This is a genomic window from Thermostilla marina (genome assembly GCF_054657455.1).
Window position 1 is genome coordinate 3,234,249 of the sequence record NZ_BAAHYR010000001.1, and the last position, 13,625, is coordinate 3,247,873.

9 protein-coding genes are annotated in these 13,625 nt (G+C 59.1%); 5 read left to right on the forward strand and 4 right to left on the reverse strand.

The features are described 5' to 3' along the window. The first annotated feature begins 75 nt into the window (after nt 1-75). Nucleotides 76-738, forward strand: a complete 663-nt coding sequence (locus ACYQ2I_RS11855) for a metal-dependent transcriptional regulator (protein ID WP_460167227.1) — start codon at nt 76-78, stop codon at nt 736-738. 33 nt (nt 739-771) lie between these two features. Here ACYQ2I_RS11855 and ACYQ2I_RS11860 read toward each other — a convergent pair whose 3' ends face one another. Together ACYQ2I_RS11860 and folE are read right to left on the reverse strand one after the other, a co-directional pair. Next, nucleotides 772-3,807 (reverse strand): anaerobic glycerol-3-phosphate dehydrogenase subunit C, encoded by a 3,036-nt coding sequence (locus ACYQ2I_RS11860; protein WP_460167228.1) that lies wholly within the window; start codon nt 3,805-3,807, stop codon nt 772-774. Between the two features lie 164 nt (nt 3,808-3,971). Continuing rightward, nucleotides 3,972-4,604 carry a GTP cyclohydrolase I FolE gene (folE, locus tag ACYQ2I_RS11865; protein WP_460167229.1) on the reverse strand — a complete coding sequence of 211 codons (633 nt, stop codon included), beginning with the start codon at nt 4,602-4,604 and terminating at the stop codon, nt 3,972-3,974. A 925-nt stretch (nt 4,605-5,529) separates the two neighbouring features. Here folE and ACYQ2I_RS11870 point away from each other — a divergent pair. Next, on the forward strand, nt 5,530-6,990 hold the full coding sequence (locus ACYQ2I_RS11870; RefSeq protein WP_460167230.1) for a prenyltransferase/squalene oxidase repeat-containing protein: 1,461 nt from the start codon (nt 5,530-5,532) through the stop codon (nt 6,988-6,990). 9 nt (nt 6,991-6,999) lie between these two features. On the opposite strand, the gene ACYQ2I_RS11875 is transcribed toward ACYQ2I_RS11870, so the two are convergent. Beyond that, complete coding sequence (locus ACYQ2I_RS11875; protein ID WP_460167231.1) at nt 7,000-7,497, reverse strand: tRNA (cytidine(34)-2'-O)-methyltransferase; 498 nt, start codon at nt 7,495-7,497, stop codon at nt 7,000-7,002. A gap of 351 nt (nt 7,498-7,848) precedes the next feature. Here ACYQ2I_RS11875 and ACYQ2I_RS11880 point away from each other — a divergent pair, with 351 nt between their 5' ends. From ACYQ2I_RS11880 to ACYQ2I_RS11890, 3 genes are all read left to right on the forward strand, one after another. After that, nucleotides 7,849-8,970: a glycoside hydrolase family 88 protein gene (locus tag ACYQ2I_RS11880; RefSeq protein ID WP_460167232.1), complete on the forward strand. Its 1,122-nt coding sequence runs from the start codon at nt 7,849-7,851 to the stop codon at nt 8,968-8,970. A gap of 144 nt (nt 8,971-9,114) precedes the next feature. Further along, entirely contained in the window at nt 9,115-9,360 is a 246-nt protein-coding gene (gene moaD / locus ACYQ2I_RS11885; protein ID WP_460167233.1) for a molybdopterin converting factor subunit 1, read from the forward strand. A gap of 44 nt (nt 9,361-9,404) precedes the next feature. Beyond that, a complete protein-coding gene (locus ACYQ2I_RS11890) occupies nt 9,405-9,842 on the forward strand; it encodes a molybdenum cofactor biosynthesis protein MoaE (protein WP_460167234.1) in 438 nt (145 codons plus the stop codon). Between the two features lie 16 nt (nt 9,843-9,858). On the opposite strand, the gene ACYQ2I_RS11895 is transcribed toward ACYQ2I_RS11890, so the two are convergent. After that, nucleotides 9,859-13,590 carry an outer membrane protein assembly factor BamB family protein gene (locus ACYQ2I_RS11895; protein WP_460167235.1) on the reverse strand — a complete coding sequence of 1,244 codons (3,732 nt, stop codon included), beginning with the start codon at nt 13,588-13,590 and terminating at the stop codon, nt 9,859-9,861. Nucleotides 13,591-13,625: the final 35 nt, after the last annotated feature.

Below are 13,625 nucleotides of genomic sequence, written 5' to 3' on the forward strand. Positions count from 1 at the left end.
AGCTCAGCTCGATCCAGCGGGACCGTTGTCGTAACCCGCGAGTGCAAGGCGACCGACGATTTCGGAGTCTCTCCCGTGGCGACGCAGGCCGAAGAAAACTATCTCAAGGCGATGTACCGGCTTGCCGCACCCGACCATCCATGGGTCGGAACAGGCGAACTCGCCGCCGTGCTCGGGCTATCGCCGGGTACCGTGACGAGCATGTTGAAATCACTCCATGCCAAAGAGCTGGTCGACTATCAAGCCTATCGCGGTGCACGATTGACATCCCAAGGGGAGTCGATTGCACTGCGGATCCTGAGGCGTCACCGGCTGCTGGAATCCTTTCTCGCTCGCGTCCTCGACCTCGGCTGGGACGAAGTTCATGACGACGCGGAACGGATGGAACACGTCGTCAGCGATTTCCTGATCGAACGAATCGACACATATTTAGGGCGACCGCGGTTCGATCCGCACGGCGACCCGATTCCCTGCCCGGACGGTGAAATCGTCAAGCGTCAAGCCCAGCCGTTATCCAATCTTCCGATCGGAGCCGCCTTCACGCTGGTACACGTGCTCGACCAGACCCCCGATTTCCTCCAATACCTCAATTCATGCGGGCTCGAGCTGGGTAGCAAGGGCACTGTTTCGGCCCGCAATGAGCCGGCACGAACGGTATCCGTGCATCTCGACACGGGTGAGTACACCTTCAGTCTGAGTACGGCTTCACAGTTGATGGTTTCCGTCGAGCAACCGTAGACCTGCCGGTTCCCTCCTCGCAGAGACGTCACATTAGGTCACCACCAAATCGCGCCCTTCACGGAAAAGTCGCGTGAGCCCCCCGGGGTAAAGGCCGTATGCCGCCGCGAGCAGTTTGATCGGGTGGATCGTCGGTTTCGTTGTACCTTGCTCCATCTGAATCTTGCACGTGCTGCATTCCGTCGTGCCGGCCTGAATCTTTCGGTGACGCAGTCTGTCGATCAATCCCCATCCCGCCCGCAAACTCGTGCGGTAGTTCTCTCGCTTCAACCCAAACGTGCCGGCCATTCCCGAACATCCCGCCTCGAGCGAGCGCACCGTCAAACCGGGAATCAACCGCAAGAGATCCTCACTCGGCGAGCCGATGTCCAGTGCTTTCACGCGACAAGGCATGTGATATCCCAGCACGGCGTGGATCGGCCGAAAGTCGAGTTGCAATCCACCGGCCAAGTGCAGGTTCCATAGAAACTGTGATGCGTCGGAGGCATTCTGCGCCACCAACCGTACGTCGGCATCGTCGATCAACGACGGATACTCGCGGGTCAAGCACACCGTCACGGCGGGTTCCGTCGCCACGACGTGATACCCCTGACGCACAGCTTCGGCAAAAATCGCGGTATTGTGGCGTGCGAGCCTCGCGGCAACATCCAACGCCCCGCACGCCATCGCCGCCAACCCCGCTTGCCGCTGGTCCGGCGGCACGAATACCGAAATCCCGTTGTGTTGCAACACCGAAACAAAGGCTTCCGCCAATTCAGGATCGTGATAGTTGGCGTACACGTCGACAAAATACGCCACCTTTAATCCCGAACGACGTACGCTGCGGGTCAATCCGCGACGGGCCGCGCGTTGCATGAACGGGGTGCGCGTAAACCGCGGTAATTTCCGCCCCTGGGCAATCCCGAATAGTTTCTCGATCACCCAGCGCGCCGAGCGGTTCGTCATGGCCCAATTGGAAAGCAGGCTCATGGAACTGCCGAGCTTGCCGAGGACGTCCATCCGGACAAGCAACCAATCGGCCAGCGACAACCCGTGGGCGGCCGTGTAGGCACCTTTGCCTTCGGCCATCAACTTGGGAATGTCCACTTGCGCCGGGCACTCGCGCACGCACATGTGGCAATGCACGCATTGGTCGGCAATCGCCTTGAATTCCTCGGTGCCGAGCACATCGAGGCTGAGTTGTCCGGTGAGAATTCCGCGAATCAGGTTCGCTTTAGCACGCGGCGAAGCCTCCTCCCGCGAGTGAACGCGAAAAACCGGACACATGCGAAACTCCGGCGAAGAAGCCCGACATTCTCCGCACCCGACGCATCTTTGGGCGATGTCGGCGACCTGTGCCGGATCCCAGTTCAACTGTAGTTCCAGAATATCGGGCAAAGGCGTATCGCTGGTTCGCCGTCGTTTTCGCTTCCGCCGGTCCTTACGATCCTTCGGCCGCGCCGCTTCGGAACGGGGTGTCTCAGCATTGCGAAGCGGGCTTTTCGCTTGGGTCGCCCGGATGTTCTGCAACCACGAATCGCCGGCCTCGCCCACGATTTTGCCGGGATTGAGGATCCACAACGGGTCGAACGTTCGCTTGATCGAACGGAATACGTCGGCAAGCGGTCCGTACTGTTTCTCGATGAACGGGGTTCTCGCCAACCCGCAACCGTATTCCCCGCCTATCGTTCCACGACGCCGCAGGACCTCGTCGTAGAACTCGTCGGCCAATCGGCGCATGCGATCACGATCGCGGTCGTCGGCAGGCTGAAAGAACGGCTGCAAATGGACTTCACCGTGCCCGGCATGGCAATAGATCGAGGCGGTCACCTCGTACTTGCGCAACATCTTTTGCACGGACAACAAAAACTCCTGCAACACGTTCGGAGGTACGGCCACGTCGTTCAACACCGGAACGGGCCGGGAGCGATCTTTGCCGCGAAACAACGCGGGTTGATTGAGCCGCATCAGCTTCCTCAACATCCGGCGCTCACGCTGTTCGAAAGCCTGCCGAACGGCCGTCGGGCGGTGCGGCCCCGCGGTCACTTCGTCGACGATTTCCAACAGTCGTTTTCGAGCGTCGGGCGCGTCGTTCCCTTCCACCTCCACCAAGACCGCGGCCTCGGTATCTTCGGGTACGAGAGCTTCCAAATCGTTTTCCGATTGTCGGGCCAGGCTCAAGTGTCGGCGCTCGAGCAAGTCGCACAAAACCGCTTGCGCTTCGAGAATCCGGCGCACCGCTCCCATCGCTCGCTCCAGGCTCTCGAAACACAGCAAAGCCATTCCACGAGCAGGTAACCGGGGGACCGTCTTCAATTCAATCTCGGTAAAAACCGCGAGCGTCCCTTCGGATCCGGTCAACAGTCTCGCCAGATCCAAATGCTCGTGATCGCAAACACGTGTCAAGCGATATCCGCATCCCGTGTTTGTCGCCCGTTCCTGATGAACGGTAATCAACCGGGCATTTTCGCTCAGAATCGCCGCCAATCGCGTCACAAGTCGCGACTTTGCCGACGACGTATTTTGCCGGTGTTCGGCGATCGCCTCTCTTCCCGCGTTCAAACGCGTGCCGTCGGACAAAACGGCCTTCACGTTTTCGACGTAATCACCGATCGATCCGTATTTCAAGAATCGTGCTCCGCGGGCATCGCGAGCTACCGCTCCGCCGATTGTCCCGACCGCGGCGTTGTCGGGATCAACCGGCACGTGCCGACCGTAACGTCGAAGGTAGGCGTTCACACGCTCCAGCGTCGCGCCAGGCTGGACGCGAATGGTCTCTTCTCCAGCAAAAACGATCCGCCCCAAGAACACCGAAAAATCGAGCACGAGTCCCGGTCCGAGCGATTCGCCGGCCACTCCCGATCCGGCCCCGCGGGGATGCACGGGAATGTCGTGCTCTGCCGCATATTGCAAACACACGATTACGTCGTTTGTATTACGCGGCCGCACGACTCCCAAGGGGCGAATCTCGTAGATACTTCCGTCCCCGGCGTAAAGCTGCGTGAAAGTTTCGTCGCAACGAACCTCACCGGCGATCTGCCCTCGCAAATCGTCCTGCACTACTGCTCGCTGCGGATCGATACTTGCCATCGTCACCCACACGCACCGGAGGCCGATTGCCGAATCCAGCCTTCGTCGGCGTACGAAGGCCCGCCTTTCCGCTAGTCTAGCGTCGACTGCGGCATATGGAAGAGCAGCCTACATTCCCCGAGAGTATTCCCGCCGAACCCGAATGGGCGGGAGCACCGAATCGATCAATGCTTATGCCCGAAGATCAGATTCATCACTTCGACACGGCTCGACGTATTCTTGCGAAAGATCCCTCGGACAGCCGAGGTCACGCAGACGGCTTCGGGTTTTCGGATTCCCCGAACGGACATACACGAGTGCATCGCCTCGACGACCACGGCGACGCCCCTTGCACCGAGCTCTTCTTCAATCAAGTCGGCAATCATCTCCGTCATGCGTTCCTGAACCTGGGGGCGCCGAGAGATATCCTCGACGACTCGAGCCAGCTTACTCAACCCGACCACTTTGCCGTTCGGCAAGTAAGCCACATGCGTCTTCCCCAAGAACGGCAATAGATGGTGCTCGCACATGCTCTCGAACGTGATGTCACGCACCAACACCACCTCGTCATATTTCTCGTCGAACACCTTTTTCAGGTGAACACGAGGATCTCTCCTTAACCCACCAAACAGCTCGGCGTACATACGGGCCACGCGAGCGGGCGTCTCGCGCAGTCCGTCACGGTCCGGATCTTCTCCCACCGCCGCCAATATCTCTCGCACGGCTTTCTCGATTCGCGCCAGATCGACGGGCGATCCCAGCGGCGACAGAGATGCAGCGTCCCGGTCTTGTGTTCCGTTATCTTGCGAAATCGACACCGTATTCACCTCTCTTCTGCCCCCACACATTGGGGGATCCGTTGTTTTTCGCCATTGATCGCATTGTAGAGCAAGGCGGCGACCGGTCAACGCACGGCATTGTCGATGTCGGCATCGGAGATTTCACGGGCAATGCTGGACGCGCTCACGACGGTGGGTTAGACTCCACCGTAAGGAAGGTACCGTCGGTCGACGCAACGGCATTCGCAGAAGCGGTCCATCGACGACTCGTCTCTACTCGCGGTACCGTTACAATCTGTCGAATGCACACGATTCGTGCCTTCCCCCAAGTCGAGCAGATCTCCTAGTCGATAATCAATACACAGGCTACCGTGCAGACGCGGCCCGTGTCGTGCTGCTTACGCCTCGTACGTTTCCTTTATGAGTCCCGAGGAAACGACGGCGTTTGACTCGCGTTTTGCCGAGGTTTGCTCGCGTTTTGCATCCGGATTGCATCGGCCCCTTAGGCAAGGGCCCCAAAGGCGGAACGGAACCACGGGCGCAAGTTGGAACGGGGAGGCTACTTATGGTCGAGGAATACGGCCCGGCCGGGCATCAAACTCCCGATCCCGCCAGCGATACTCCCCCGAGTTCGATCGCGCCGCCCGACTTCATGCCCGAAGCGTTGCAACCATCGCCACCGCCTCCGATTGCAACGCCGCCCCAAGGTGAATCGAAGCGTCCTATTCCCCGCGCGAAACCGCTGCAATCCGGTGATGAATCTACGGACCCCCGTCCTCGTGTCGTTCCCCGCGCGCAGCCGGTAGTTCCGCCACCGGCGGATGATGTCCCCCGAGAACCGTCGCGTCCGCAAGCCGCACGCGCAGTGCCGGTGAGGTCCACCGAGCCTCCCACACCCCGAATTCAGCCCGACAGACCGGGTTCACCCCTACGACCGACACGGCCGATTCCCGTGAAGCCCGGCATGCTTCCGGTTGCTTCCGACGACGCTCACTCCGACGCCGACGAAGAAGACGAGGACTTGACCGAGCTGGCGGTGGAGTACGCTCCGCCCTGGCTGATCAGCGCAGTATTCCACATGCTGCTGCTGATCGTATTGGCGCTGATCATGATTCCCCAGATGTTCAACCGGCGCATCGATCTGAACGCCGAAATCGTCTACGCCGAAAAGGAAGGCGAACAACTCGAATTCGATTCTCCCTTTGCCGGAACCGACGAGGAACTGCTCGAAGAACCCATTTACACGCCACTGGAACTACCGCAGGTCGAAGACCCATTTGCAGCCCCCGCCGAAGTACAGATTGCCCCTGAGGGCACGACCTCGACCAGTACCGAGACGGCGCAGATCATCGGATACGCGTTGCAAGGGCGCGAGGCCGGTTCGCGAGAAGCCCTCCTCGCCGCCTACGGCGGTGACAAGTCGACGCAGGCGGCTGTGGAACTCGCCTTGAAGTGGTTGGTGCGCAACCAGCAAAAAGACGGTTCGTGGAGCCTCCAGGGACCATATAGCTACGGCGCCAACGAAGAAAATCCCGAGGCTGCCACGGCCATGGCGTTACTGGCGTTCCAAGGCACGGGATACACGCACAAAAGGGGCCCCTACAAAGACGTCGTCTCCCGCGCGTGGTACTACCTGCTCAAGCAGCAGGATTCCGACGGCTGTTTTTTCCGGCAAGGCGGCTTCAATCATCGCTTTTACACCCACGGTCAGTGCGCCATCGCCATCTGTGAATTGTACGGAATGACCAAAGACGAAACGCTGCGAGAACCGGCCGAAAAGGCCATCCGCTATATCATCGATTCGCAATCGCCCGAGGGCGGTTGGCGGTACGCCCCCCAGGCCGACAGCGATCTCTCCGTTACCGGCTGGATGGTGATGGCCCTTCAAAGCGCCCGCATGGCCGGACTCGACGTGCCGGAAGAGACGCTAACCCGCATCGAACGCTTCTTGGACAAAGTCGCCGTCGAAGAGGGCAGCAAGTATTGCTATCAACGCGGCCGCGCTCCCACGTTGGCAATGACGGCCGAAGGACTCTTGTGTCGCCAATACCTCGGCTGGGAACACGACGATCCGCGGCTGATTGCGGGAGTCGAGTGGATTACCCAACCGGGAAATCTCATCCATTTTGAGCGAGATCGGGACGTGTACTACTGGTACTACGCGACCCAGGTGTGCCACCACATGGAAGGTGAATACTGGGAGCGATGGAACAACGTGATGCGTCAAGAACTTCCCAAGCATCAGGAGAAAACAGGTCCCGAAGCCGGAAGCTGGAATCCCGTGACTCCTTCGCGAGACGCGAACGAAACCTTCGGAGGCCGTCTGTACGTTACCTGCCTGTCGGTGTACATGCTCGAGGTCTACTACCGGCACTTGCCGCTGTACTCGAACGTGTTCCAATATCTCAAGGGCATCGCGCAATAGTCCGGCGTTTCAAATCGTTCCGGGCGCGTTTTCGTTCGTTTCGGCGGCAAACCCGACTTGCCGAGACGCTTCGAACAAAACGATTCCGGCACTGACCGACAAATTCAAGCTCCGCACTTCCGGGCGAATCGGAATTCGTAGTGTTCGATCGCGATGCCGTGCCAACAAGTCGCCGGGCAAACCGGTCGATTCGGCACCGAAAACAAAGACATCTCCCTCTGCAAACTTTTCATCACAATATCTACGCCGGCCTCGTTTCGACAAGAACCAAAAGCGACCATTCTCGAGCCGGTCCTGAAGTCGGTCCCAGTCGTCGACGACTTCCCATTCCAAATACGGCCAGTAGTCGAGCCCTGCACGCCGCAAATGACGGTCCGTGATTCGGAACCCCAACGGGCGCACCAACCATAACTTGGCAGCGCACGCAACGCACGTTCTTCCGACGGCGCCCGCGTTGTAGGCAATCTCGGGCTGGTACAGCACAACGTGGAATCGAGGGTTATACATGATCGTCGACTACACCTTTCGAGGTTTCCGGCGGCGATATTCCTGCCCAAGAACGGCCGACCATTCTCAGAGCGACTGTTGAGACACGCTCTCATCTGCCTTCTGTCGGCTCCTCGCAGGATCGCCGGCACAGCTCGAATACATCTTCGGCCAAAAGCTTTACCCGCAATGCTGTTGGCGGTAAATTGGACGGCTCCAAGCTTTTTCGCCCAGGCCGGTCGCTCCGCCGACGCGGGCGACTGCTGATTCTGCAACGCGTGCTCCACAGCGGCAAGGGGTACCCGAAAGCGAAAGCGTTGGAAGATCCTGACTGAGATCCCTTCGTTGCCAACCCGGGAGGAGTGTCCGTCGATGACCCACCTCGATGTCACACCATACGAACGTGCACTTGAATTCGCAGAAAAGCAAGTTGCCGCGTTGATCGAAAAACACCCCGACTTTTTCCCGATCTATACCGTCGACGGCAAGTGGTATCACGAAGGTGAGCTTTGGACGGATTGGACCGGCGGTTTTCTGGCCGGCATGATGTGGCAATTCCACCGTCGTACCGGTGATGCAACCTGGCGAGAGCGAGCGGAACATTACTCAAAGCTCTTGGAACACCGACGGTACGACCGAAAAGTCCACGACCTCGGGTTCATCTTCCTGAACACCTACTTGCCGTGGTATGAGCTGACGGGCGATTCCGAATTGCTCAACACGATACTCGAAGCCGGCAATACGTTGGCCCTGCGATTTCAGGAAAAGGGGCGGTACCTGTGTTCGTTCATCGGTCCTGAGTCGCTTTTCATCGACATCATGATGAACGTGCCCCTGATCTTCTATACGGCGATCGAGACGAACGACGACAAGCTCATGCGGATCGCCCGCGATCACTGCCGAACAACGCGGCGATACCTCGTCCGCGACGACGGCTCTACGGCGCACGAAGGCTTGTTCAACACCGAAACCGGTGAGTTCATCAAACAAAGTACCCATCAGGGCCTACGCGACGACAGCGCTTGGGCAAGAGGACTCGCTTGGTCGTTGTACGGCTACAGTAAAGTGTACGGATTGACCCACGAGAAGGAATTCCTCGAAACGTCGGAACTCAATGCCTCGTATTGGTTGGAACATCTACCCGACGACAAGGTTCCTTACTGGGATTTCGACGCCGACTTGAACGAACCCTTACCATGGGGGCCGCAGAAAGACAGCTCTGCCGGCGCCATCGCTGCCTCAGGGTTGTGGGACCTTGCCAAGCAAACGAAATCGCCGCAAAAGGCAAAGGCCTACCGGGAAACGGCTTTGGCCATGCTCGACGCCCTGATTGACCCCGAATACCTGGCGATCGACACGCCCGGCTGGGAAGGCATTCTCAAACACGGTGTTTATCACACCAAGAAGAACCTGGGCGTCGATGAATCGGTCATGTGGGGCGAGTTTTTCTTCGTCGAAGCCCTGACGAAGGTTGTCATGGACAACAAATCGTAAGCTTGATCGTGTACCGGCGGTCCGGCGGGGGTCGACCATCCCGAAACGCCGTGTTACGCTCAGTTATACCGAACCGGGAATACATTTCCGGGGTCGGTAGCATTTGATCAGCCCAGTCCCCTTTGCTAGGAGCGACATCCAATCGTGACCGTCGAGGTGCGACTTTTTGCCGGTGTTCGCCAGGCTGCCGGTTCGGATCGTATTACAGTGGAACTTCCCGAACCGCCCACGGTCGGTTCCCTTCGGCGGGTCTTGGCTGAACGACTGCCTCAAGTTGCCGAGATCATTCAAGCGGCGATGTTCGCCGTCGACACCGAATACGCCGCCGATGATACGGTCCTCCAAGCAGATCGGGCGGTTGCCTGTATTCCGCCGGTCAGCGGAGGCTGACCCGCCCTGCTTCTCCGCTCATCTATCGACGCAATTCGCAGGTCATGCCCACGATCGAACTCACACACGAAAAACTCGAGGAACAGGCCGTACTCGACTCGGTTCGTTCCAATCTGGCCGGAGCAATCGTCGTATTCGTCGGAACGACGAGAGAACTCACCGGCGACCGGCGGACCGTGTCTTTAGATTACGAAGCCTTCGAAGAGCTGGCCGTCTCGGAACTGAATCGCCTGGGATGCGAAGCTGAGAAAAAGTGGCACCTGACCGGTTGCCGGATCGTACACCGGTTGGGTAACGTTCCCGTCGAAGAATCGTCGATCGTAATCGCAGCGTCCGCTCCGCACCGGCGCAATGCTTTCGAAGCGGTCGCCTGGTTGATCGATGAGATCAAAAAAACCGTCCCCATTTGGAAACGCGAACGGTACGCCGACGGCACCGAGGAATGGGTACACCCTACACGCTCCGAGGATGCCGCCTCGTAACCCGTCGAATCGAGCATCACGGACCGTCGGCCGAGGTTTCTTCCAAAGGCCCTTGCGGCACCAGTCGATACCACGTGCCTTCTGCGGCGTTTGACGCGCGGGCCGTCAATAGATGGGTCGCGTCTGCGGCGAACGCCAGCGGTCCGACGAACACATCACCGCTGAACTCTTGCAGGACCGTCTCGCCTGCCGGTTCGAGTGAGGGCAGTCGATACCATCGAAGCACAACGTCCGTCTTGTTCTGCGATTTCGGTTGTAACTGCACGACAAGCATGAATCGCCCGTCGGGTGTGATTGCCGCGTCTTCGACGCGCTCGCACGAAACCGCCGTGACGACCTTTCCGTCGTCGGCGCTCACGATGAAGAAGCCGTCCGATGCGTGAACGATGACGTTCCCGCCGACTTTGCCGACGATGGAAAGCAAGCGTCCCTCGGCACGTTGCCACACGAGAGTGCCGTCCTTCGGATCGACACACGTGATACACCAGCTACCGCGCGTAGTAAACACGACGTATCGGCCCACCGGCAGGGGATTCTCCTCTTCGCGTCGCAGCCAGTCATTACCGTTCCACCAGTCGTTCCATTCTCCCCAAATCCAAGGAATACGACGGATCCACAGGACGTTACCGGAAATGTCGCAGCCGATCGCTGTGTCGCCTGCCGTCACAATCAAACGGTCGTCGGTGCGACACACACGAGCCGTCAGTTTCCGGTTCCATACGTCGCGGTAAGAAAGTAGCGGTACGCGGCGCAAGACGTCGCCGGTGCTTGAATCCATTTCGACGATCGACAGCCGCAAGTCGTTGCCGGCAGGCTGCCCGAACACACAAAACAGCTCGCGTCCGATGCACCAGGGATCCGACGCTGCATAGGAATCGGCACGCGACGTCCACAGCATTCGTCCATCGACGGCATCGACGCACACGATTCGAGGCCCCGAAGCAGTCAACTGCCTGCAGTAAATGCGGCCATCCAGCCGGACGGGTTTCATCCACACCAGCGGCCACTGCTGCCCCGCTTCGTCCACACTGCACCAATGCGACCACAGAGAAAGACGGCTGTTGCGTTCCACAGCGCTCAGTTCGACCTGGTTCGTCAGCCAAACAACGTCCTGCTCGAACACGGCCGTCGTTTGCTTCCCCGCCCAGTTGAAATCCCGTGAAGGCATGGCCCGCGGTTTCTTGACATGGATGCCGTGCATCTTGAAGACAGCTTCGAGGCTATATTGTGCGGGCAGCCAAGGTAGACTGTCCTCGTCAGCTTCGCTCGGCACACCGGTGCGATCAGCTGCGGGGGCGACTCGTCTTTCCAATCCGCAATTTCCTCTGAATCCTGTTTCGTCCCAAGTAGCTTGCTGCGTGGCATCCGTCGAATTTCCCAGCCTCGCAAGAAGCGCACGTCGTTGCGAAAGAGCCGCCTGTGTCTCCTCATCACCCGCTTGAACCGCGGTCGCGTACCAACTCGCGGCCTCGGCAGCTTTTCCCAACACAAGCCGCCGGTCCCCCAACCAAAGGGCGGCCGCTGCCGCCGGTTTGCCCAAATAGGTTTGTCTTGCGATTTCGACGGCGGTCGTCTCATCGCCGCTCTTGATGCATTCCTGCGTCCGAAGTTGCAACGCGGCGGAATATTCCTCTCGGATCCTCTGTCCCAATGCCGGCTCCGCATGAATCAATCGTCGCACCCATTCGTCGAACGACAGCCAGTGTGCCGGATCCTTTGGGGCGGGCAGGCAGCCCACGCCGGCACCGTACCGATTCTCTACCAACGCATGCACGGCAGCGTTGCCCCCCTCGCGCAGTCCGGCGTTGATCTCCGTCGTCAAATTGAAAGCTTCCTTTGTGACTTCAAGCCGAGAAGGCGGCATTCGTGAGGGTCTCGAATCAACCGGCAAATATTTCAGCCGTTCCCACGATGCAGCCGCTCGCGCTGCCGCCGCGCGCAGCATTTCTCGCGGCCCCGGCAGCAAGTGCTCCATCTCGTTTACCGGGCACCGGCACATTGCCGCTGCGCACAATTCACCCAATGCGAAAGAATCCCCCGAGGCCATCGACTCGAATATCTCGTGCCGCAGAGCAGCGGGCAAATAAGCGGTACGGTCCCATTCGGTCCAATACATCGAGGAGTCGACAAACCGAGCCGCTTTTTGGTACGGCTGCGACAATCCTTGCCTCGCCCAATCCAAGAAGGTCGGCTCGATGCTCTCGGAAAACTCGTGCCACGTTCCCCAATCGTAAGCCGGAAGGATACGGGCCAATTCGGCCAAAACCTGTGATCGCTCATTCCACGAAAGCGAGTCGTCGTGTCGCACCGTGTCAATCAAATCGAACAAGACGCGACGTGACGCAAACCAACTGCGATTTTCCAGCAGGCGTCGCACATTGCATGCGTATAGCCAATCGCGGACAGGGATGCCTTCCGGCCTCGCCATATCCCGAGCTTCATTCCAAGGGCGAACCCGATCATCGGCAATCAGTTCATCGGAGATCACATCGCGCGGCACGCGCGCCGCCAACCGACTGGTCTCCCGCAACGTCTCGAACCGAAGCCGGCATAGGGTTATCTCGCGGTGTTCTTTTCCCGGTGAGGCATACAATGCAACGGCAACCGGCTTGCCTTCGCACGGCTCGCCTCCCGGTTGTACGCGAGACCACGCCCGGCCGTCTCGCGAAAACTCCCAGTTTACTGATCCGCCCGCTACGATCATGCGATACCATTGCCGCGACGCGATCAACGGTGCGATCCGGTTACGACGATCGAAACTGCGGCGATCGTCGGCCGATGCCGGTTTGTCCGGGGCAAACACCGTTCCGCGTGTTTCGTTATGACGAAAGAACCCCAACGCCGCGATCGCGCGACCTTCGACGTCCAGCAACGCAATCCCCGTTTTCGGCGTAGGCGATTCAATTTCGAAGGTGTAGGCAAAAACTTCGTTCACCGGTAGCGACGTCATTGCCTGCACAACGCCGCTTTGCCCGTCGACGACAAGTCGCACTGCACCGTCGGCCATCCGTTCGACCTTTGCGGCGACGTCCGGTGTCACCGTCCACGTCCAGTCCGACGGCTGAACCGCCTCATTCCCGGAAGTCGTCGAAACTTGGATGAATGAATCCGAAACCTCGGGCACGTCAAAATCGTCGATCCAACGAATCTCGCGAAAAAGGGCCGTGGTCGCGATTTCCAAGATCCAGTCGCGAGGGTCACCGTCGACCGGCGCTTCGAGTAACACGTTTTTGCCTCGCGTCACGACGAGCCGCCCGGGGCGAAAATGTAAGACAACGCTACCGTGGCCCGAACGACGATAACGACCGCTGTCGGTCGCCAGCAAGGCGGTCGGTTCCAATCGGAATTGATCTTTCTCGTGCACCGCCTCGTAGAGCGCCCAAGCGTCGTGAAACGCGGGCAGGTATTTCAATACGTAGCCCGACGTCCCGGATCGCATCGCCAGCTCGAAGTTGTCGGTTTGCACAATGGCAATCCGCAACGCCTTGCCGGGCGGAGGACTCTCTCGAAAGCGAAATCCGCCCGAAAGACGGGGCAACTTCATGTTATAGCGAGAATACGAAGAGATATCGTACCGCTGGCCGGGCACCTCGCCCAACAGTTCTTCTAACTCCGAGGGCGTCGAAAGGTTTTCTTGTCGATGCGATTCAAGGAACGCCGGCGAGATACTCGCCGGCTCGTCTGCCGATTCGACGCGTGATTCGTTCGTACCGGCCTCAGCCAATATCGCAGCGGGTCGAGACGACACCGACCACACTATCGATATGACAATCGCCCACGTCG